Origin of the sequence: Streptosporangium sp. LJ11 (assembly GCF_051918945.1) — a bacterium.
Lineage (GTDB): Bacteria > Actinomycetota > Actinomycetes > Streptosporangiales > Streptosporangiaceae > Streptosporangium.
Map to the genome: position 1 here is coordinate 38,581 of NZ_JBPXMB010000012.1, position 20,002 is coordinate 58,582.

The 20,002-nt window shown below is 72.5% G+C and carries 19 protein-coding genes and 1 riboswitch; of the genes, 9 read left to right on the top strand and 10 right to left on the bottom strand.

Annotation, left to right across the window (positions count from 1 at the left end; translation table 11 throughout):
* Positions 1 to 6: 6 nt before the first annotated feature.
* Positions 7 to 1,185: a chorismate synthase gene (aroC, locus tag ACTOQ3_RS18845; RefSeq protein WP_440084679.1), complete on the bottom strand. Its 1,179-nt coding sequence runs from the start codon at positions 1,183 to 1,185 to the stop codon at positions 7 to 9.
* A gap of 136 nt (positions 1,186 to 1,321) precedes the next feature.
* The gene (locus ACTOQ3_RS18850) at positions 1,322 to 2,074 is read right to left on the bottom strand and encodes a prepilin peptidase (RefSeq protein WP_440084680.1); all 753 of its coding nucleotides are present in this window, start codon (positions 2,072 to 2,074) and stop codon (positions 1,322 to 1,324) included.
* A 146-nt stretch (positions 2,075 to 2,220) separates the two neighbouring features.
* Here ACTOQ3_RS18850 and ACTOQ3_RS18855 point away from each other — a divergent pair, with 146 nt between their 5' ends.
* Both ACTOQ3_RS18855 and ACTOQ3_RS18860 read left to right on the top strand, forming a co-directional pair.
* Positions 2,221 to 3,213 carry a hypothetical protein gene (locus ACTOQ3_RS18855; protein ID WP_440084681.1) on the top strand — a complete coding sequence of 331 codons (993 nt, stop codon included), beginning with the start codon at positions 2,221 to 2,223 and terminating at the stop codon, positions 3,211 to 3,213.
* The gene (locus tag ACTOQ3_RS18860) at positions 3,192 to 4,211 is read left to right on the top strand and encodes a hypothetical protein (protein ID WP_440084682.1); all 1,020 of its coding nucleotides are present in this window, start codon (positions 3,192 to 3,194) and stop codon (positions 4,209 to 4,211) included. The genes ACTOQ3_RS18855 and ACTOQ3_RS18860 overlap by 22 nt, the downstream gene beginning before the upstream one ends.
* Here the strand turns inward: ACTOQ3_RS18860 and ACTOQ3_RS18865 are convergent.
* From ACTOQ3_RS18865 to ACTOQ3_RS18885, 5 genes are all read right to left on the bottom strand, one after another.
* Positions 4,132 to 4,695: an SseB family protein gene (locus ACTOQ3_RS18865; RefSeq protein ID WP_440084683.1), complete on the bottom strand. Its 564-nt coding sequence runs from the start codon at positions 4,693 to 4,695 to the stop codon at positions 4,132 to 4,134. The genes ACTOQ3_RS18860 and ACTOQ3_RS18865 overlap by 80 nt on opposite strands.
* Before the next feature lie 127 nt (positions 4,696 to 4,822).
* Entirely contained in the window at positions 4,823 to 5,914 is a 1,092-nt protein-coding gene (locus ACTOQ3_RS18870) for a ring-opening amidohydrolase (protein WP_435290259.1), read from the bottom strand.
* 27 nt (positions 5,915 to 5,941) lie between these two features.
* The gene (locus tag ACTOQ3_RS18875; protein ID WP_440084684.1) at positions 5,942 to 6,850 is read right to left on the bottom strand and encodes a carbamate kinase; all 909 of its coding nucleotides are present in this window, start codon (positions 6,848 to 6,850) and stop codon (positions 5,942 to 5,944) included.
* Positions 6,851 to 7,046: 196 nt separating this feature from the next.
* Entirely contained in the window at positions 7,047 to 7,775 is a 729-nt protein-coding gene (locus ACTOQ3_RS18880) for a thioesterase II family protein (protein WP_440084685.1), read from the bottom strand.
* A 130-nt stretch (positions 7,776 to 7,905) separates the two neighbouring features.
* The gene (locus ACTOQ3_RS18885) at positions 7,906 to 8,466 is read right to left on the bottom strand and encodes a TetR/AcrR family transcriptional regulator (protein ID WP_440084686.1); all 561 of its coding nucleotides are present in this window, start codon (positions 8,464 to 8,466) and stop codon (positions 7,906 to 7,908) included.
* An 81-nt stretch (positions 8,467 to 8,547) separates the two neighbouring features.
* Between ACTOQ3_RS18885 and ACTOQ3_RS18890 the strand changes: the two genes are divergently transcribed.
* The gene (locus tag ACTOQ3_RS18890; protein ID WP_440084687.1) at positions 8,548 to 10,167 is read left to right on the top strand and encodes an MDR family MFS transporter; all 1,620 of its coding nucleotides are present in this window, start codon (positions 8,548 to 8,550) and stop codon (positions 10,165 to 10,167) included.
* 205 nt (positions 10,168 to 10,372) lie between these two features.
* Here the strand turns inward: ACTOQ3_RS18890 and ACTOQ3_RS18895 are convergent, their stop codons facing one another.
* The 3 genes from ACTOQ3_RS18895 to ACTOQ3_RS18905 form a co-directional block, all read right to left on the bottom strand.
* On the bottom strand, positions 10,373 to 10,876 hold the full coding sequence (locus ACTOQ3_RS18895) for an RICIN domain-containing protein (protein ID WP_344749122.1): 504 nt from the start codon (positions 10,874 to 10,876) through the stop codon (positions 10,373 to 10,375).
* A gap of 220 nt (positions 10,877 to 11,096) precedes the next feature.
* Positions 11,097 to 12,020, bottom strand: coding sequence for a bifunctional 5,10-methylenetetrahydrofolate dehydrogenase/5,10-methenyltetrahydrofolate cyclohydrolase (locus ACTOQ3_RS18900; protein WP_440084688.1), 924 nt, complete (start codon positions 12,018 to 12,020; stop codon positions 11,097 to 11,099).
* 14 nt (positions 12,021 to 12,034) lie between these two features.
* Positions 12,035 to 12,117: riboswitch (ZMP/ZTP riboswitch) on the bottom strand.
* A gap of 10 nt (positions 12,118 to 12,127) precedes the next feature.
* Positions 12,128 to 13,324, bottom strand: a complete 1,197-nt coding sequence (locus tag ACTOQ3_RS18905; RefSeq protein WP_440084689.1) for a pyridoxal phosphate-dependent aminotransferase — start codon at positions 13,322 to 13,324, stop codon at positions 12,128 to 12,130.
* Positions 13,325 to 13,536: 212 nt separating this feature from the next.
* Here ACTOQ3_RS18905 and ACTOQ3_RS18910 point away from each other — a divergent pair, with 212 nt between their 5' ends.
* The 6 genes from ACTOQ3_RS18910 (at position 13,537) to ACTOQ3_RS18935 (ending at position 19,879) form a co-directional block, all read left to right on the top strand.
* A complete protein-coding gene (locus tag ACTOQ3_RS18910; RefSeq protein WP_440084690.1) occupies positions 13,537 to 15,531 on the top strand; it encodes a substrate-binding domain-containing protein in 1,995 nt (664 codons plus the stop codon).
* 48 nt (positions 15,532 to 15,579) lie between these two features.
* Positions 15,580 to 16,992 (top strand): extracellular solute-binding protein, encoded by a 1,413-nt coding sequence (locus tag ACTOQ3_RS18915; protein WP_440084691.1) that lies wholly within the window; start codon positions 15,580 to 15,582, stop codon positions 16,990 to 16,992.
* A 125-nt stretch (positions 16,993 to 17,117) separates the two neighbouring features.
* On the top strand, positions 17,118 to 18,188 hold the full coding sequence (locus ACTOQ3_RS18920; RefSeq protein ID WP_440084692.1) for a DUF418 domain-containing protein: 1,071 nt from the start codon (positions 17,118 to 17,120) through the stop codon (positions 18,186 to 18,188).
* The gene (locus ACTOQ3_RS18925; protein WP_362680824.1) at positions 18,185 to 18,979 is read left to right on the top strand and encodes a carbon-nitrogen hydrolase family protein; all 795 of its coding nucleotides are present in this window, start codon (positions 18,185 to 18,187) and stop codon (positions 18,977 to 18,979) included. The genes ACTOQ3_RS18920 and ACTOQ3_RS18925 overlap by 4 nt, the downstream gene beginning before the upstream one ends.
* A gap of 10 nt (positions 18,980 to 18,989) precedes the next feature.
* Positions 18,990 to 19,451, top strand: a complete 462-nt coding sequence (locus tag ACTOQ3_RS18930; RefSeq protein WP_362834929.1) for a hypothetical protein — start codon at positions 18,990 to 18,992, stop codon at positions 19,449 to 19,451.
* Positions 19,448 to 19,879, top strand: a complete 432-nt coding sequence (locus ACTOQ3_RS18935; protein ID WP_440084693.1) for a hypothetical protein — start codon at positions 19,448 to 19,450, stop codon at positions 19,877 to 19,879. Before ACTOQ3_RS18930 ends, ACTOQ3_RS18935 begins: the two co-directional genes overlap by 4 nt.
* The last annotated feature ends 123 nt before the right edge of the window (positions 19,880 to 20,002 follow it).

Consider the following 20,002-nt stretch of genomic DNA (forward strand, 5'->3'; position numbering starts at 1 on the left):
GCCCGCTCACTTGATCACCAACGAGGAGAGGTAGCCGGACAGGTTGCGGGCGACCTCCTCGACGGAGTCGCCGCCGAACTTCTCGATCGCCGCGTCGGCCAGGATCAGCGCGACCATCGCCTCGGCGACGATCGCGGCCGCCGGGACCGCGCACACGTCGGAGCGCTCGTGGTGGGCCTTGGCGGCCTCGCCGGTCAGCACGTCGACGGTGGCCAGCGCCCGGGGGACGGTGGAGATCGGCTTCATCGCCGCGCTGACGCGCAGCGGCTCGCCGTTGGTCATGCCGCCCTCAACGCCGCCGGCCCGGTTGGTCATCCGGCGTACGCCGTCGGCGGTGTTCTCGATCTCGTCGTGGGCGAGGGAACCGGGGCGGCGGGCCGTCTCGAACCCGTCACCGACGCCGACGCCCTTGATCGCCTGGATGCCCATCAGGCCGGCCGCGAGGCGGGCGTCGAGGCGGCGGTCCCAGTGGGTGTAGCTGCCCAGGCCCGGCGGCAGGCCGTAGGCGATCACCTCGACGACGCCGCCCAGGGTGTCGCCGTCCTTGTGCGCCTTGTCGATCTCGGCGACCATGGCCGCGCTGCCGGCGGGGTCGGCGCAGCGCACCGGGTCGGCGTCGACCGCCTCCAGGTCGCCGGGGCCGGGGACGACGCCCCGGGTGCTGACGGCCGCGCCGATCGAGACGACGTGGCTGACGATGTCGACGCCGAGGGCCTGCTTGAGGAAGCTCCGCGCCACCTGGCCGAGCGCGACGCGGGCGGCGGTCTCGCGGGCGCTGGCCCGGTCGAGCACCGGGCGGGCGTCGTCGAAGCCGTACTTCTGCATCCCGGCGAGGTCGGCGTGGCCGGGACGGGGGCGGGAGCGCGGCGCGTTGCGCGCCTGGCCCTCCAGCAAGGCCGGGTCGACGGGGTCGGCGGCCATGACCGTCTCCCACTTGGGCCACTCGGTGTTGCCCACCCGGATGGCCACGGGGCTGCCGAGCGTCCGGCCGTGGCGGACCCCGCCCGCGATGGTCACGACGTCCTGCTCGAACTTCATCCGCGCGCCGCGGCCGTAGCCGAGGCGGCGACGGCGCAGCGCCTCGTCCAGCTGTGCCGTGGTCACCTCCACCCCGGCGGGCAGGCCTTCCAGGATCGCGACGAGCTCGGGGCCGTGGGACTCTCCGGCGGTCAACCAGCGCAACATGGTGACAAGTCTTCCACGTGTCGCCCACTGGAATGGCCTCCGTTCACCGGTTGAGACATCCGCCGGTGATCGTCACGCCGGAGGGCGGAACCGGGGCGGGCGGTCCGGGGGGCGGACGGTCACGAGGGCGGTCCGGTCAGAGGGCGGTGAGGACGGCGGCGAGGGCGCCGACGGCCATGAAGGGGCCGAAGGGGATCTCGCTCTTGCGGCCCGCGCGGCGCGCGACCATCAGCGCGGCCCCGTAGAGCCCGCCGGCCAGGAGGCCGAGGAAGGCCCCGGCGACCAGGGTGTCCCAGCCCAGCCAGCCGAGGGCGGTGCCCAGGCTCGCCGCGAACTTGACGTCGCCCAGCCCCATCCCCGCCGGGTTGACCAGGAACAGCACCAGGTAGAAGCCCGCCAGGGCGAGACCGCCCAGCCCGGCGCCGAGCAGGTCCCCGAGGCGGCCGTCGGCGAGGGCCGGTACGGCCAGCGGGGCGGCGGTCCCCAGGTAGGCGGCGAGGGTGAGCCGGTCGGGCAGCCGGTGGACGGCGGCGTCGACGAAGGAGAGGGCGACGGCGACCACCGCCAGCCAGCCGAAGGCGAGCAGCTCCCCCGCCCTGCCGGTCGGCGTGGTCTCCACCCCCGGCGATGCTCCCGGCCACGTGGCCGTTCCCGCCGCGTCCGGCCACAGCGCCCGCAGCGCGAGGGCGGCCAGCACCGCCGCGGTCACCCCCTCCACCGCCCCGGCCGCGGGCCAGGGGCCGTACCGTCCCCCCTCGGACCTCTCAGTCCCCTCGGCTCTCTCGGTCGCCGAGTGGCGGGCCACCACGCGCCGCGTCCCGAACCCGATCGCCAGCCCCGCCAGGGCCGCCAGCGGGGGGAGGACCAGAAGGGGCACCGGGGGGCTCATAGAGCCGACCATAATCCGCGAACCCCTCCCGCGCCGGGGATCCGGCCACTTGGGCCCGGGCGTCGAAGTGACCTCGGAGGTCATTGACGGGCACCGCGATGATCACGGAGGCTGGAGGCCTCCCTACCCCCGGAGGGCCGGACCGCGTGGACACGGATCGCTTCAGCAAGATTCCCGCGATCATCGCGTCACTCGTCCTCCTGCCGGTGCTGCTCGAACTCCTCGCGTGGTACATCGAGGGCGAGGAGTACGACGTGGCCCGCGCGGTCACCGTGATCGCGGTGATCGTGACGCTCGCCCTCATCGCCACCGTGCTCGGCCGGATCAGGGCGCGGCTGCCGGTGCTGCTGGTGGTCGCGCTGACGGTCACCGCGGCGGGCGAGGCGGTGCTGGGGTTCGTGGCGGCGTTCGGCCCGGTGCTCTGGCGGGGCGGGGTGCCCGGCGAGCTGCACGGGCTGGTCACCGCGGGGGTGAGCGCGTTCGCCGTCGCCACCGGCGTCTACCTGCTCGTCCAGTACCGCCGGGGCCTCTACCTGCCCTATCTGGAGGCCGGGATGGGCCCGCTGCCCACCGCCACCAAGCGCAGGGTGATCGGCGAGTCGGAGATCCTGATCCGCACCATGCCGGGCATCGGCCCCTCGGTGGAGAAGGCGCTGACCAGCTGCGTGGCCATGGTCGACCAGGACGACCTGCACTTCGTGGCCTACTTCGCCGACCAGAGGTGCTGCTTCTACACCGACGTGCTGGAGGACGGCGACCTGGCCCACTTCTTCCACGAGACCGACCAGGAGGAACGCAGGAAGATCTATCTCAGGGCGGGCAACCAGCTCAACTGGCTCACCCAGCGGCTCAACCGGCAGCTGCGCAGGCTGGAGGGGGGCGTCCTCATCCGCACTGTCCTCGACGTGGAGCGCGGGGCCATGTTCTTCTACTGGATCGACGAGAACCGCTACCTGATCGGGGTGACCCTGGACCAGCGCAAGGTCGAGGCCTCCGACGACAAGATGGCCAGGCTCGTGGACACCATCCGCGGGCACCTCACCCTGCCCCCGATCAACCAGCGAGAACGCGTCCCGAAGCCCCAGGGGCACCTGCGATCCATCCCGAGGAGTGAGCGGTGGCCCGAATCGGGCTCTTGATCGTCGTCGTCGGCCTCGGCTGGCTCGCCGCCGACCTGGGCGGCCTGCGCAATCTGGAACACTCGGGCGCGTACGTGCTGCTCAGCAGCCTGCTGCTCGCGATCGGCCTGTACGGCAGCACGCACGGGATCGACCGCGCCGAGGCCAGGGAGCACTCCCGGCTGATCGTGCTCGCGGTCACCGTCGGGGTGCTGCTGAAGGCGGCGTTCATCGCCGGGGTCGTCTACCTCGTCTCCGGCGACCCCCGGGCGTTGATCATGGCGGTGGTGGTCGCCCAGATCGACCCGCTGTCGGTCGCCGGGGTGATGCGGGACGACCGGCTGTCGAACCAGGCGAAGACGATCCTCGGCGCGTGGTCCTCCTTCGACGACCCGGTGACGATCATCCTGGCCGTCTACGCGGCGGCGCTGGTGAGCGGCTCGGGGGGCGGCGGGCTGTCGGCCTCGTACTTCGCCGACCTGGGGCTGAACGTGCTGTTCGCCGGCGCGGTCTACCTGCTGTGGCGACTGATCAGGAACGCCCCGCCGGTGCTGACGTACGTGACGGCGGCCGGGGCGGTCGTGTCGGCCGCGTGGACCTCCCTCATGCTCGGCATAGCGACCGCCGGGCTCTACCTGCGCCTGCCCGACGCGCGCTGGCTGGGACGGGCGGTGAGCGTGGCGTTCGCGCTGTCGGCGTTCCTGATGGGCCTGCTGCTCGTCGGCGGGACGAACATGGGCATGGGCGTGCTGCTCGGGCTGGCCGCGTACGCCGCGCAGATGGTCGCCGCGCTGGTGCTCACCCACGGCCTGCCGATGGTCGACCGGGTGCACCTGGGGCTGGCCCAGCAGAACGGGGTGACGGCGGTGATCCTCGCCCTGGTCTTCGAGCGCGACTTCGGCGGGTTCGTCGCCGTGATCGCCCCGGCGATCCTGACGGTCAACCTCGTCCACGCGGCGGCCAACCGAACCGCCGACGCCTGGGAGGCTCGTCGATCTCTTCGATCCGCGCCACGGTGACGTCGGGGGCCTCGGTCCCCAGCCGGTCGAGGGTGCCCGACTCGACCGCGGCGAGCGCCCGCAGGAGACCGCCCTCGATCACGAAGGGCACCGGGCCCGCGACGTCCATCACCACGGCCGCGGTGCCCTCGTGCACCGCCGCCTGGCAGACCTGGAGGATCGTGGCCTGGATGGGCCTGGCGTCGGGGCGCCAGCGCCGCAGCGGCTCCATCCCGGTGAAGGCGAGCACCGCCTCGCGGCCGTCCGCGCCGACGAGCTTGGGGAGAGCCATCTCGCTCTCCTTCTCCTGCCGCAGCCCGTGCTCGCCGATCTCCGACTCCTTCAGCAGGGCGACCACCGGCACGAGCAGCCGGGCCCCGCTCAGCGCGGCGACGACCTCGCCGGCCTGCGCCTTTCCCGCGGCGAAGGCCGCGAGCGCGGATGTCACGGCGGCGTCGGCGGCACCGTCGTCGCCGGGGACCAGGGGCTGCGGAATGCTCGGCACGAACCGGGAGCCTACCCGCGGCCGGGACGGGAGGACGAACGCCCCGCCCGGCACGCGCCCCGGCCCGTGCCCGGTCCGTCGGGAACGCGTGCCGGGGTGGGCACGGGCCGAAGAGCGTGCCGGTCCGTCAGCCGAGGTCGGCGATGGCGGCCACCGGCCCCCCGCCGCTCGGTCCCTGGTGGACCGCCGCGACCGAGACGAACACGGCCGGGTCTCCGGTGACGCTGGCCGCGACGCCGCCCACGGTGGCCTTGATCTGGCGGTGCCAGTGCACGTCGGAGTCGTCGAGCATGATGTTGCGGCGGCCCCGCACGCTGCCCGACGGGTCGGCCTCGCACTTCATGAAGACGTTGACGAGCCGGTCGCCCAGGTCGGACGGGTGGGGGCGCTCGGGCAGCTCGATGCCACTCGAGCGGATGGCCTCCCAGATGCCGTCGGCGTCCAGCGCGTCCTTCATCACCGAGTGGCCGATCCGGTACCGGCCGCCGATCCCCCGTACGTTGCCGACGACCACGATCTGGGCCCGGTCCAGCTCGACGCCCGAGGAGCACGACGCGACGGAGGAGTACAGCGACAGGTCGCGGTGGATCTGGTCGGCGGCGGGCATCTCGATCTCGCCGAGGGCGACGGCGACGCCGAGCGCGGTGGTGGAGTTGGAGATGTCCATCGACGGGCCGGTGTCCTCGATCACCACGTCCTTGCCGCGCGACTTGGCGTCGTTGATCGTGGACAGCGTGAGCAGCGGGGTCTTGGTCTGGACGTAGTGGACGTCGGCGGGGTCGTCGATCCCGGCGAGCTTCATGGCCTCGCGGACTCCGGCGGCGACCTTCTCCACCATCGCGGGGCGGCCGATGTCCTCGGGCAGGATCACGTCGCTCATCGCGATGCCGACGCTCACCCTCGGCTCGTCGCCCGGCTCGGCGTTCGCGGTGGTGGCGAAGATCGTGGCGTGCGGGCTGAGCACGCCGTCGGTCCCGCCCGACCACACCAGCGGCACGCTCTCGGGGGACGGGTGCCCCTTGGCCGCGAGCACCCCGCGGAAGGCCGTGTCGGCCAGGATGCGGGTGTAGTCGTTCACCCCGCCGTTGCCCTCGGTCTTGCCGATCACCGCGAGCACCCGGTGCGCCTCGATCACCCCGTCGTCGATGAGCCGGGCGAGCCCGGAGGCGTCGGTCACGCTCTCGATGGGGACCTTGCGCACTTCAATGGGTTCGGGCATCCCTGCCGCCTTTCGATCGCGTCATGTTCACTTTCGCACCACGGTGCCGGTCTCCCCGGTGAACGCCGCTCCCATGTCCTCGAGGGAGGTGATCACCGACCGGTCGCCGCCCTGCTCGACGAAGCGCAGCGCGGCCTCGACCTTCGGGCCCATGCTGCCCCCGGCGAAGTGCCCTGCGGCGTGCAGCACGCGCAGCTCGGCCGCGGTGACGTGGCCCAGGGGCCGGGCCCGGGGCGTACCGAACCCGACGACGGCCTGGGGGACGTCGGTCGCGATGACCAGGACCGTGGCCCGCACGGCCCGGGCGAGCACGGCGGCGGCCAGGTCCTTGTCGATCACGGCCTCGACCCCGGCCAGCCGCCCCTCGTCGTCTCGGGTCACGGGCACGCCGCCGCCGCCCGCGGCCACGACGGTGAACCCCGCGGCCACCAGCGCGGCCACCGCGGGCGCGTCGAGGATCTCCAGCGGTTCGGGGGAGGCCACCACGCGGCGCCAGCCGCGCTCGAACCGGCGCCAGGTCTGGCCGAGGCCCTCGAAGCGGCGCGCCTCCGCCTCGCTGAAGTAGCGGCCGATCGGCTTCACGGGGTCCTGGAAGGCCGGATCGGCGGGGTCGACGAGCGTACGGGTGACCACGACCGCGGCGCGGCCGTCGAGCGCGTTGAGGATGAGGGTGCCGATGGTGGCCTGCGTCTGCGCCCCGCACCAGTCGAGCGGCACCGGGGGCACGACGTGGGCGGCGAGCTGGTTCTTCAGGATCAGGTTGCCGACCTGGGGGCCGTTGCCGTGGGTGAGGGTCACCTGGTGGCCGTCCTCGATGAGCGCGACGACGTGGCGCACGGCCTGCTCGACCGCGCGGTGCTGGTCGCCCGGCGAGGCGCCGCCGTCGGGCCCGGTCATCGCGTTGCCGCCGAGCGCGATCAGTACTCGTTCACCCACCTGGCCGACGCTAACGGCCTCCTCGCCCCACCTCATGGGCACTCATTGCCCAAGGGGCACCCTTCCTTCGGCACAACCAGCCAACCGGCTGGTTTCCGCCGGCCTCGCGGCGGCGGGCATGACCCGGAGCCGGTACGGCTCCCACCATCCGGAGCCCGTACCGGGACGTTCCCCTGCCCCCGTGCGGGACGGCCGCTCACCCCAGGAGCGTCCGGACCATCGTCTCGACCACCGGCGCACGCTGCGGCTGCAGGTAGAAGTGGTCGCCGGGGAAGACCGTCAGGGAGAAGTCGGAGCTCGTACGTGCCTCCCACGACTTGGCCTGGACCGGGGTGACCACCGGGTCGGCGTCGCTGACGAAGGCGGAGATCGGGGTGAGCAGCGGAGGTCCGGGACGGTGGCGGTAGGCCTCGACCAGGCGGAAGTCCGCGCGGACGTAGGGCAGGACGATCTCGCGCATCGCCCGGTGGGACAGGATCTCCACCTCGGTGCCGCCGAGCTTCGTCAGCTCGGCCACGAAGCGGTCGTCGTCGTACTCCGAGACCGGAGGCCTGTCGCGGGGATCGTGCGGCGCTCTCGCGCCGGACACGAACAGCCGTGCCGGGGCGATTCCCCTGGTTTCGAGGCGACGCGTGACCTCGTAGGCGAGCGTCGCCCCCATGCTGTGCCCGAACAGCGCGAAACGCCTGTCCAGCAGCGGCAGCATCGACCCGGTCACCTCGTCGGCCAGCGTGTCCATGTCGTCCGGCGGCGGCTCGTCGAACCGGTCGGCCCTGCCGGGCAGCTGCGTCGCGTGCAGCTCGACGGACGCGGGCAGCAGCTCGGACCACGCGCGGTAGGCGGTGGCCGACCCTCCCGCGTGCGTGAAGCAGAACAGCCTCGTGGTCGCCCCCGGACGGGGGAAGGCGCAGCGCAACCAGCTCATTCGACGTTCCCGCTCACCGCGTGTCCTCTCTGAAAGCGCCGCGATCTCCGCGACGGGCCCGGGGTCCACCATGTTCGCATGCCGCGGGAGACCGGATGATCGCGGATGGCGCCGGGACGGGCCCCGCGCCTCATATCCCGAGGCAGGCCTCGAAGACGGCGGTGAGGCGGGCGACCACGGCCTCGTGGTCGGGGACCGCGGCGGCGTCGGGACCGTAGAGCTGGCGCATCGTGCCGGTGCCGGTGACGAGCGCGGTGGCGACCGTCGCCCGGAAGGCCGCGTCGGGACCGGAGAGCCGCGCCGACAGGGGTTCCAGGATCGCCGAGCTGACCCGGTCGCGGATGATCTCGTGGATCTCCGGGGAGCTGGACGACCGGATGAGCGCGGCGAGCACCACGCTCCCCTGGTCGGAGCGGAGCCGGTCGGCGACGTACTCGGCCAGGCGGCGGGGCAACTCCTCCTCGGGCCCCTCCAGGACGCCGGGGAAGCGCCCCTGCATCGCGAGCACCTCGGCGAACAGCTCCCGCTTGCTGCCGAAGTAGCGGTTGATCAGCGCGATGTTGGCATCCGCCTCCGCGGCGATCGCCCGCATCGTCACCTGGTCGTACCCGAGGTCGGCGAACAGCCGGCGGGCGGCGTCGAGGATGCGCCGCCTGGTGCCCTCCCTGTCGCGCTGCCGTGTCTCGTCCACCTACGGGATCCTTCCAGATTTGACGAGTAAACAAGCGTCTACTAACTTCATATGTACCGTACATGTATTGGGGGAAGGTTCATGCCGACCGAACAACAGATCCAGGCCGAGGCCGCACCGGGTTTCACCCACAGACAGGTGCTGGAGATCCTGGCCGGACTGATGCTCGCCATGCTGACGTCGATGATCTCGACCTCCGTGGTGGGAACCGCGCTGCCGACCATCGTCGGCACGCTCGGCGGTCAGGACCAGCTCGCCTGGGTGGCCAGCGCGACCCTGCTGACCATGACCGCCTCCACCCCGATCTGGGGCAAGCTCTCCGACCTCTACGGCCGCAAGCTCATGTTCCAGGTCGCGCTGGTCGTCTTCCTGCTGTCCTCCGTCGCCGCCGGCTTCTCCCAGGACATGGGCCAGCTCATCGCGGCCAGGGCGGCGCAGGGCATCGGCGCCGGCGGCCTCGCCGCGCTGCCGCAGATCATCCTCGGCGACGTGGTCGAGCCCCGCGAGCGCGGGCGTTACTCCGGCTACATCGGCGCGGTCTTCGGCGTCTCGACGGTGACCGGCCCGCTGCTCGGCGGGTTCATCGTGGACAACATGTCCTGGCGATGGACCTTCTGGATCTGCGTGCCGCTGGCCGTGGTCGCGTTCGTCGTCATCCAGAAGGTGCTGAAGCTGCCGCTCGTCCGCCGCGACACGAAGATCGACTGGTGGGGCGCGACCTTCATCACCGGCGGCACCACCGCGCTGATGCTGCTGCTCTCCCTCGGGGGCAAGGAGTTCGGCTGGAACTCCGCGTGGACCTACGGCCTGGGCGCACTCAGCCTGGTGATGTTCGGCCTCGCCGTCGTCGCCGAGCGCGGTGCCGCCGACCCGATCCTGCCCCCGCACCTGTTCCGCAACCACACCTTCGTGCTCACGTCCGTCGCCTCCCTGCTGGTCGGCGCGGCGATGTTCGGCGCGCTGATGTTCCTGCCGCAGTATCTGCAGATCGTCAAGGGCATGAGTCCCACCGGTTCGGGCCTGATGACCCTGCCCCTGGTACTCGGCCTGCTCACCTCCTCGATCCTGACCGGCCGGTTCGTCAGCCGGACGGGCCGATGGAAGATCTTCCCCGTCGTGGGCATGCTGCTGGTCGCGGTCGGCCTGTTCCTGCTCTCCCGTCTGCACGTCGACAGCTCGCTGGTGATCGTCGGCCTCGACAACGCGGTGCTCGGCATCGGGCTCGGCGCCTCCATGCAGATCCTGATCCTGGCCGCCCAGAACGCGGTGACCCGCGCGAACCTCGCCTCGGCGACCTCCGGGGTGTCGTTCTTCCGCTCCCTCGGCGGCGCGGTGGGCGTCGCGGCCTTCGGCGCGATCCTGTCCAACCGGCTCACCGCGGAACTGATCTCCCTGGCGAAGGCGGCACACCTGCCACTGAGCGGCGGCGCGGTCCCCGGCCTCGGCTCCCCCGAGGCCATCCACAATCTTCCCGCGCCGGTCCTGGAGGTCATCCTGGAGGCCTTCACCCGGGCGATGAGCGCGGTCTTCGTGGTCGGCGTCCCGATCGCCGTCCTGGCCTCGGTTGCCGCCCTGATGCTCAAGGAGATCCCCCTGCGCTCGGCGCGGACCGCCACCCCGGCGGCCACCGCCGGCCCGGCCTCCCCGCCGGTCGCCACGACCGATCCGGCCTCCCCGCCGACCGTCGCGGGAAGGCGGTGACACCCCCGCGCCGCTCGGGGCCGGCCCGCTCTCCGGCCGGCCCCGGGCCCTCTCACGCCCGCCTCACCCGAACCGCCCGCCCCTGGACGGGGGCGATCCTCCCGGCGGCGCCGCGAGGATCGCCCCCCTTCCCCGTCCGGGGGTCAGGCCCCGGCGCGGGAAGACGGCGGATACGGCCCGTACCGCCACCCGCGGGCGGCGGCCGTCAGAGCGTCCACTTCTGGTTGGCCCAGCCGTTGCAGTTCCACAGCTGTACTTTGGTCCCGTTCGCGTTGATGGTCCCCAGGTCCGCGTCCAGGCAGCGCCCGTTGTACATGCTGTAGATCGTGCGACTCGTCGCGTCGTAGATCCATTTCTGGTTGGCCCAGCCGTTGCAGTCCCAGAGCTGCACCTTGGTCCCGTTCGCGTTGATGGTGCCGAGGTCGGCGTCCAGACAGCGGCCGTTCTCCTTGCTGTGGATCGTGTGACTGGACACGTCGTAGCTCCACGACTGGTTGTCCCAGCCGTTGCAGCCCCACAGTTGCACCTTCGTCCCGTTCGGGCCGATGGTGCCGAGGTCGGCGTCCAGACAGCGCCAGTTCTGGTGGCTGCGAATGGGACCCCAGGCCGCGGACTCCGAACCCGAGGCGGTCGCCGCGCCGGGGACGAACCCCGCGCAACCGAGCGCGACCGCCGCCGCCGACGCCAGCACCCTGAATCTCCGTCGCATCGTCGATGCTCTCCTTCCTGCGAATCACGGCAGTGTGGAGAGCGGCGCACGCCACCGGGAGGAAACCGCCCAGCCCGATCCACCCCGCACCGCGCGTACCGCTCCCGCGAGCACGCCCGGCCATCACTCTCCGCAGCAGAAGGTACACGCAGAGAGATCGATTCCGGGTCGGCGACACGGCGACCGGCGTTTCGCGGGGCGCGGGCGTCCTCCGGGCGGGCTACCTGGGCCCCTCCCCCGCGGGGGATCCCGTGGCGCGCTCGGCCGCCGTGATCGCGTTGCGGAACAGCATCGCGACCGTGGTGGGCCCGACCCCGCCGACCCTGGGGGTGATGGCCCCGGCCACCCGGGCGCAGGACTCGTCGACGTCGGGCAGCAGGCGCCTGCCCTCGTAGCGCACCCCGCCCCCGATGACGACGGCGCCGGGCTTGACGTGCTCGGGCTGGACGATCCCCGGCACCCCCGCGGCGGCGACCAGGACGTCGGCGCGCCGCGTGTAGCGGGGCCAGTCGCCCACCCCGGTGTGGACGACGGTGACCGCGGCGTTCGCCGTCGGGCGCTTCTGCGCGAGGAGGATCGACAGGGGGCGGCCGAGGGTGGCCCCGCGGCCGAGGACGACCACCTCCCGGCCCGCCACCGGGATGTCGTAGTACGCGAGCAGCGCCTCGATCCCGGCGGGCGTGCACGGCAGCGGGCCGGGGAGCTCCAGCGCCAGCCGCCCGATGTTGAGCGGGTGCATGCCGTCGACGTCCTTGTCCGGATCCATGACCTGCAGGGCCCGGTCGTAGTCGAGGTGCTTGGGGACGGGGTGCTGCACGAGCAGCCCGTGCACCGCCGGGTCGTCGTTGAAGGCGGTGATGACCGCGTGCAGGTCGGCCTGGGTGGCACTCGCGGGCAGGTGCTCGTGCGGCGAGGCGAAGCCGAGCTCGGCGGCCTGCCGCTGCTTGATGCGGATGTATCCGGCGCTGGCGTCGTCGTCACCGACCAGGACCGTCGCCAGGCTCGGGGTGACGCCCTCGCGGGTCAGGGCGGCCACCCGCGAGGCCACGTCGGCGAGGATCCTCTCGGCCACCGGGCCGCCCGGGAGAAGCCGGGCGGACGGCGCGCTCTCGGACTCCGGGCCGTTCGCTGCGAACTGGGACATGCGTGTCCTCTCGGCGTGGGCGCCCAGGCGGTCGACTCCCACGACGAGCTCCCCGATGGTTGATGCCATCCCCTAGCCGCCAGTCGCGTCATCCCCAGGATGCCCGATCACCCCCCGCCGGGTCGAACCGCCCCCGCCGCCGCGCCGAGACCGGCCAGGCGGCTCACGGCCTCGTCGATGACCTCGTCCCGCTTGCAGAAGGCGAAGCGGACGAAGTGCCTGCCGCGTTCGGGGCGGGCGTAGAAGACCTGGGTCGGGATGGCGACCACGCCCGCCAGGGACGGCAGCTCGCGGGTCAGGGCGAGACCGTCGGTGAAGCCCAGGGGCCGGATGTCGGTCTGCACGAAGTAGGTGCCCGCGGGGCGGTAGACCTCGAAGCCCGCCGCGGACAACCCCGCCGTCAGGCGGTCGCGCTTGGCCTCCAGGGCCGCCCGCAGGGAGGAGACCCAGTCGAGCTCGTGGCGCAGGCCGTGGGCGACGGCGAGCTGCCAGGGCGCGGCGGCGGTGAAGGTGAGGAACTGCTTGACGGTCTGCACGGCCCTGACGAGCTCGGGCGGCGCGCAGATCCAGCCCGTCTTCCAGCCGGTGACCGAGAAGGTCTTGCCCGCGGAGGAGATCATCACGGTGCGTTCGCGCATGTCCGGCAGGGTGGCCACCGGCACGTGCTCGACACCGCCGAAGGTGAGGTGTTCGTAGACCTCGTCGGTGACGGCCACCAGGTCGCGCTCCAGGCACAGGCGGGCGATCTCGTCCAGCTCGGCGCGGGTGAAGACCGTACCGGTGGGATTGTGCGGGGAGTTGACCAGGACGGCCCGGGTGCGCGGTCCGGCGGCGGCGCGCAACTCGGCGGGGTCGAAGGTGAAGCGGCCCTCGACCGGGCGCAGGGTGACCGGGCGGAGCACGGCCCCGGCGAGGGCGACGGCGGCGGCGTAGGAGTCGTAGTACGGCTCGAAGACGATCACCTCGTCGCCGGGCTCGCACAGCGCGAGGATCGTCGCGGCGACGGCCTCGGTCGCGCCGACGGTGACGAGGATCTCGCCGTCGGGGTCGTAGTCGAGCCCGTAGTGGTCCTTGCGGTGCTCGGAGACGGCCCGGCGCAGCTCGGGCACCCCCGGCCCCGGCGGGTACTGGTTGGCGCCCTCGCGGATCGCCGACACCGCGCGCTCCAGCATCGCGGCGGGCCCGTCGGTGTCGGGGAAGCCCTGCCCGAGGTTGATCGAACCGGTCCGTAGAGCCAGCGCCGACATCTCGGCGAAGATGGTCGTGCCGAACTCGCGCATCCGCGCCACCAGAGGATCGCTCACGCGCTCCAGCGTAGTCCCGCCCCAGCCGGCGGCTCCCGGTGGCAAGCCGTCCGATCACCGCTCGCGCCGCCGCGCCACCGGGGAGATGCCGGGACGGCATGTGTTCGGCGAACCCCCGTTCCGTGGATCACCGAAACCCTCTCTCGGTGGTGATGGTCCGACGTAGGGTGAACGCGAAGTCTCGGGAAACCACCGGCGGAGACGACTGACAGATGGTGAACAGCGAGAAGACCGCGGAGACCTCGCCTTCGACGGACACCACCGGCTCGACGGAACGCGCGTGGCAGATGGTGACCGGTTTCTCCAACGCCCTCGTCCAGACACTGCTGGTGCTTCTCGCCCTCTCCATTTCCACGGTCTCGAAGGTGCTCCTGGTCTGCGGGATTCTCGCGCTGACGGCGCTGACCATCTTCCCCGGCCACCTGCTGAAGAGCACCGCCTGGCTGCGCCGCGCGATTCCGGAACGGCTGTACGGCCTTCTCGGGACGTTCTCCCAGTGGGTGCGCCAAGACGCCTGGTGGCTGCTCTCCGCCGGTGTCCTGGTCACCGTCGTCGTCACCCTGGCCGTCGTTCCCAAGGACGAGCCGTGGGTCACCTGCCGGATCCCCGACGAGGTCACGCTCCTGGCGTCCGCCGAGACCTCCCCGGCCATCCAGCGGGCGGCCGGGGAGTTCATGGCGGGGAAGACCGACTGGTGGGGCTGCCGTCAGATGAACATCAACGTCAGCGGGCTGCGCGCCGACGAGGTGCGGGACCGGCTGGGCGACTGGACGTTCCCCGTCCAGCCGGCGACCGGGCGGACGGCCCCGCGACCCCCGGGCGCCCGGCCCGACGGGTGGATCGCCGACTCCCCGCAGGAGATCGACTACCTGGACAGGGGCGCGGACGGCATGTCGGCGTTCGGCGCGCGGACGGTCGTCGCGACCTCGCCCCTGGTCATCGCCGCGCCGGAGGAGCTCGCCGAGGAGCTCACCGAGGCCAACAGGAAACCGGGAGACCGCGACTGGGCCGACCTGCTGCGAGGCAGGCCGGGCGCCCGGCAGGTCGTGCGCACCCACCCGCTGGCCTCCAACGTCGGCCTGATGGCCACGGCCGCCGCCCCCGGCCGCGCGGAGGGGCTGTCCACGAAGGTACGGCCGGGCGACGACGTCCGCGACGTGATGTGCCGGTACGCGGGCTCCCTCGACACGTCCGCGATGGTCCTGACCGAGCAGCAGTTCCACGAGCTCAACGTCTCCCTGTCGGGCGCCGACCCCGCGCTCCCCGCGTCGGGCGGCTGCGCCGTCCCCGGCGCGGGCTCGCCGGGTGCCGCCGCCGCGCCGGGGAGCGCCGGGGAGAGGCCGCCGCGGCTGACCGCCGTCTACCCGAGGGGCGGCCACGCCATGCGGTACGCCTGCGTCTCCAAGCGGTGGCCGGACCTGAGGCGGCCCCCCGCCGTCGAGCGGACGGTCGAGGAGTTCTGCGACTTCCTGCGGGAGGCCCTCCCCCGCTACGGATTCCGTGACGCCGAGGGCCGCCTGAACGTCGGGAGGCTGCCGGCGAAGGCACCCTGGCTGAGGCCGGGCGCGCCGGTGGCGGCGAACTGGAAGCCGGACATCTCCAAACTGCTGTACAAGCTGGCGACCCCGCTCGCCGACCACGTGCTCGTCGTGGTCGACGTCTCCGGATCGATGGCGGGCAACAGGGTGAACGACGGCAGGTCACGCCTGGAGGCGGCGATCCAGGTGGCCCAGCTCGCCGTCACGTCCAGGCGCGGTGAGCTGACCACGGGGATCATGACGTTCTTCCCTGACGACGACGACGGCCGCGGTGTCCCCCTCGCGCCCGTCGCCGACGAGGGAAGGGCTCTCGCCGACAGGCTCACCGCCGTCCAGAAGGCCTACCGGGACAGCTCGCACCGCGATCCCCCGATGCGCCCCATCATCAGGGACGCGCTCGGCCAGATGGCGAGGATCGGTGACCCCGGGGAGCGGAAGGCCGTGCTCGTACTCACCGACGGGGGGAGCCCTCACGGGCTGACCGGCCGGGACATCAGGGAACACGACGGTGTCCGCCTGCTGATGCTCTCCTTCGACCTGCACGGCTGCGCCACGTCCCCGCTGCCGAAGCTCAGGGACGAGGGCCTGATGTCCTGCTACGACGCGAGCACCGACCCCGACCAGAAGCTGGACGACGCGTTCACCGAACTCCGGACGGTCACCGATTGACGTCCTCCCCGGGGCCGAGGCCCGAGGTCTCCACACTGGAGGTATCCGATGAGCCGCCCCTCGCCGTCCACCACGTCCGCCTCGGGTGGGACGGGCGGGCGGGGCACGCCCTCCGGGGCGGAGCCGGTCGGCCACGGGGTGATCCTTCTCCTCCTGCTGCTCGTCCTTCTGCCCTCCCTGGGGGCGAGCGCCGCGCCCACCCCGCCCCCCGGCCCGCCCAGGGACGACTGCGTCCTGCGCATCGCCAGCGGCGCCGACGTCTCGGGAGGGGCCCGTGAGCGGGCGCTCCAGGCCGTCTGGAACGGCGTCGGCGGCAGGCCCCGGGCGTGCTTCGTGGCGATCTCCTCGGTCGCGGACGAGCAGCGCAGCGCGATGATCTCGGCCGCCCAGTCGAAGGCCGGGCACTACGACGTGTACAACCTCGACATCCAGTGGATCCCCGAGTTCGCCGAGGGGGGCTACCTGCGCCCGATCGACACCTCCGAGCACGGCGGGACCAACGACTTCCTCTCCCAGATCTGGTCCGCGGGCGCCTGGGACGGCGTCCAGTACGCGGTGCCGTTCAACACCGACGTGGGACTCCTCTACCACCTCGACGACCTGCGGGAGCCGAAGGACTGGCGGGACATGACCGGCCTCGCGAAGGCGCGCCGCGCCGGCCCCGGCTCCACCGTCCTCGGACTCACCGGACAGTTCGCCTCCTACGAGGGGCTCACGGTCAACGCCCTGGAGGCGATCTGGGCCAACGGCGGGGACGTGGTCGACGCGAACGGCCGCGTGGTGATCACCCAGAAGGAGGGCGTGGAGGCCGTCGGACGGCTCATCGAGACGGTGCGGGCCGGCGTGATCTCCGGGGAGACCCTCGGCAGCACGGAGACGGAGTCACTGACCGCCTTCCGCAAGAGGCACGCGCTGTTCCTGCGGCACTGGCCCTCCGCCCACGAGGTGCTCTCCGGGGAGTCGAAGTCGGGAGGGGTCGCCTTCCGCGCGGCACCGCTGCCCTGGCAGGGAGTCCTCGGCGGCCAGTACCTCGCCGTCTCCCGGCACACCGTCCGGCGCGACGCCGCGCAGCAACTGGTGGCGGCGCTGACCGGCGGGGAGGCGGCCAGGCTGCTCTACCACTGCGGCGGGTTCGCCCCGGCCAGGGTCTCCGCGCTCTACGCACAGCCGGAGAGCGGCTGCGGCGGCCCGTCGCCCGCGGCGACCCCGCCCGGCCCCACCCCCTCCCCCGCCGCCGAGCCCGAGTCCGAGAGCGTGCGGCCCGACACGCTGCTGCGCGCGCTGACACAGGCCAGGGCCCGCCCGCCCTCCCCGTACTACAGCCAGTTCAGCCGGGTCTTCCGCACGGAGGTCCACGAGCTGCTCGGCTGCTGGTCGCTCGGGCGCAAGGGCTGCGAGGACGCGGGGACGTTCACGGCCGGCCTCGCCCCCAAGCTGAGAAAAGCGCTGGCCGGCGGCTGACCCGGCCGGGAGCGACGCCGCCGGTCCGCCGGATGCCGCTGCCCGCCACTCCGGCCGTCCGGGCGCCGGTCAATAGCCGGGGTCGTCTATGCGTGATGGATTATGGGGTGGTACGTCTATTTCCTGTGACCCGACCGACCCAACCGACCGGCCCGCCCGACCCGGCCGACCCGAGTGGACCGCCCGACCCGGCCGACCCGAGCGGACCGGCCCGACCGATCGAACCGGCGGGACCGGCAGGGCCGGCAGGGCCGGCCCGGCTCCACGCGCTCGACGCGCTCCGCGGCTTCGCGGTGTGCGGGATCATGGTGGTCAACACCTGGCAGCACACGCGTGACCACCTGGGCGAGTCCGATCGCAACGCGGTCGACTGGGCGCTCGACAACCTGCTGCAGAGCAGGTTCTACCCGATCTTCTCGTTCCTGTTCGGGCTGAGCTTCGTCCTCTTCCTGAGGTCGGCGGCCGACCGGACCGAACACCCCTGGGCCGTGCTGCTGCGCAGGCTGGCGGTGCTCGCCGCCCTCGGCGCGGTCCACCAGCTCTTCAACTCGGGCGAGGTGCTCCTGCCTTACGCGATCTTCGGGGCGTTGGTCCTGCTGCCCGCCTCGTTCCTCCCCCGGCCCGCGGTGGCGGTGCTGGGCGTCGCCCTCACCGCGTGGGCGGTGTACCAGGGCGGCGGGATCATCCTCGTTCCCGGCCTGTTCCTGCTGGGCATGCTCCTGATGGAGCGCCCGCCGCCCGGGTGGCTGCTGCCGCCGGCGTTCGTGGCGAGCGCGGTGCTGGGCGTGACGCTCACCTGGCTCTGGCTGCGCATCGCCAAGGACCCCCTCCTCTTCCACGCGTCCGTCCACGCGGCCGCCGGGCTCGCCGTCGCCACGGCCTACGGCACCGGGCTGCTGCTCCTGCTGCGGACCCGGCTGCGCGGCCCGCTGCTGTCGGTCCTGGCCCCGCTCGGCCGGATGGCGCTGACGAACTACCTGGTGAGCACCCCGATCATCCTGATCTTCGTACCCCTGCTCGTCGCGGACACGACCCGGCTCGCCGGCGTGGCGCTCTCCGTCGCCGTCCTGGCGCTTCAGGTGCTGTTCAGCCGCGCGTGGCTGGCCAGGTTCAGGTACGGGCCGCTGGAATGGGCGTGGCGGAGCCTGACGTGGATGGAACGAGTGCCGAACAGACGGATAGGGTCACATCCGTGACGCGCATCGCCCTCTGCCAGATCCCGGTGGCCGAAGACCCCGCCGCCAACCTCAGCCGTGCCCGCGACGCCCTCGCCGAGGCCGCCGCGGGCGGCGCCGAGCTGGCGATCCTCCCCGAGGCCGCCCTCACCCGGTACGGCAAACGCGTCACCGACCTCGCCCAGCCGCTGGACGGGCCGTTCGTCACCGGGCTGGCCGCGGCGGCGCGGGAGCACGGCCTGTCGGTGATCGCGGGGGTGTTCGAACCCGGCGAGGACCGGGTCCACAACACCGCGGTCGCCATCGGCCCCTCGGGCTCGATCGAGGCGGCCTACCGGAAGATCCATCTGTTCGACTCCTTCGGCGCCCGCGAGTCAGAGCTGGTCGCGCCGGGCGACACGCCGGTCGTGGTGGAGCTGGCCGGGATCCGGGTGGGCCTGGTCACCTGCTACGACATCCGCTTCCCCGAGCTCACCCGGGCCCTGGTCGACCTGGGGGCCGAGATGTTCGCGGTGATAGCCGCATGGGGTTCGGGGCCGATGAAGGAGGAACACTGGACCACCCTCGTCAGGGCCCGCGCGATCGAGAACACCACCTGGGTCGCGGCCGTGGGCCAGGCGCCGAACCCGGAGGCCCGCGACGGCTTCGGGATCGGGCGGAGCATGCTGGTCGATCCGATGGGAGTGGTACGCACCGATATGGGACCCACAGCCGCCGTGCAGACGTGCGAAATCGACGCGCAGATCACGATTGCCACCCGGAATGCCCTGCCGTGCCTGGAACACCGGCGGCTCCAGGTCGGCGGATCGTAAAATGCCGACCGTGAGTGAGCCACCTGGGCGTAGAACGCAGATGCAGAAGGTCATACCGCCTCGGCTGCTCGTGCCCTATCTGGCCGGCAGACGCACCGTGATCTCCGGGTACGTCTACCGGGTTCAGGACTGCGCGCGGCTGACCACCCCCGCGCAGCTCTTCGCCGGCCTCGACCTGGGGTTCGAGGGCTCGGAGCTGACCGCGACGGTCCCGGAGATCTATCTGATGCGCTGGTTCGCCCGCGACATGGACGCCTACGTCGTGCCGTACGGCCCGCACATGGGCGGTGACTGGAACGATTCACCGCCCTTCACCGGAAACGGCTTCACCACCTCGCGGGAGCACGTCGTGCCGCAGTTCCACACCACGCCCATGCCGATCCCCGCGGGAGCCGAGATCATCCACGTGGTCCCCGGCGAGGAGCGCCTCTTCGGCCTCTACGACGGCCTGAGCTGGCGGCCCGCCTCATGAGCGCCGAGATCGAGCCGGTGGCCTCGGGGTTCGCCGCCCGCTACCTGGGCCGTACGTACGCCGCGGCCCTCGGGCCCGGCAGCGCCGAGGTGGTGCTGTTCAACGAGGAGGCGCAGAAGGGCTTCGAGGCGGCCACCGGCTACTGGCGGCTGGTCGTCGCCCGGGAGGACCTCGACTGGCTGGTGCTGGTCCGCACGGTCGGCGCGTTCGGCGGGGAGCCGTGCCTGGTCCTCGACGTCTCCGAGGAGAACGGCGAGGAGAGCCTGCACATCGCCTACACCGGGCACAGCGGGATGAAGGCCGAGGCACTGGGCTACTGGATGGTCGACCACGGGGCGTACGAGGTCGTCGTCCCCCGCGACGAGGTCTTCTCCATCAGGATCGAGCGCCTGCCCGTCCCGCTCACCCCGGAGGGCGCCGAGCCGTAACGCTCTCGGCACGTCCGCGGAGCGGGCTCACCGGCCGACCGGAAACCGCAGGGCGGCCCCACTGACCGGCCGGCCGACCAGGAGTCCCGAGCCGGGCCCGCCCGCTGACCGGCCGGCTCGTCG

What these genes read in the sequence shown, in the direction of transcription:
- ACTOQ3_RS18910 (WP_440084690.1), top strand. Translation starts at nt 13,537, where the DNA reads ATGGTGAACAGCGAGAAGACCGCGGAGACCTCGCCTTCGACGGACACC.
- ACTOQ3_RS18935 (WP_440084693.1), top strand. Translation starts at nt 19,448, where the DNA reads ATGAGCGCCGAGATCGAGCCGGTGGCCTCGGGGTTCGCCGCCCGCTAC.
- ACTOQ3_RS18895 (WP_344749122.1), bottom strand. Translation starts at nt 10,876, where the DNA reads ATGCGACGGAGATTCAGGGTGCTGGCGTCGGCGGCGGCGGTCGCGCTC.
- ACTOQ3_RS18880 (WP_440084685.1), bottom strand. Translation starts at nt 7,775, where the DNA reads ATGAGCTGGTTGCGCTGCGCCTTCCCCCGTCCGGGGGCGACCACGAGG.
- ACTOQ3_RS18890 (WP_440084687.1), top strand. Translation starts at nt 8,548, where the DNA reads ATGCCGACCGAACAACAGATCCAGGCCGAGGCCGCACCGGGTTTCACC.
- ACTOQ3_RS18900 (WP_440084688.1), bottom strand. Translation starts at nt 12,020, where the DNA reads ATGTCCCAGTTCGCAGCGAACGGCCCGGAGTCCGAGAGCGCGCCGTCC.
- aroC (WP_440084679.1), bottom strand. Translation starts at nt 1,185, where the DNA reads ATGTTGCGCTGGTTGACCGCCGGAGAGTCCCACGGCCCCGAGCTCGTC.
- ACTOQ3_RS18850 (WP_440084680.1), bottom strand. Translation starts at nt 2,074, where the DNA reads ATGAGCCCCCCGGTGCCCCTTCTGGTCCTCCCCCCGCTGGCGGCCCTG.
- ACTOQ3_RS18870 (WP_435290259.1), bottom strand. Translation starts at nt 5,914, where the DNA reads ATGCCCGAACCCATTGAAGTGCGCAAGGTCCCCATCGAGAGCGTGACC.
- ACTOQ3_RS18915 (WP_440084691.1), top strand. Translation starts at nt 15,580, where the DNA reads ATGAGCCGCCCCTCGCCGTCCACCACGTCCGCCTCGGGTGGGACGGGC.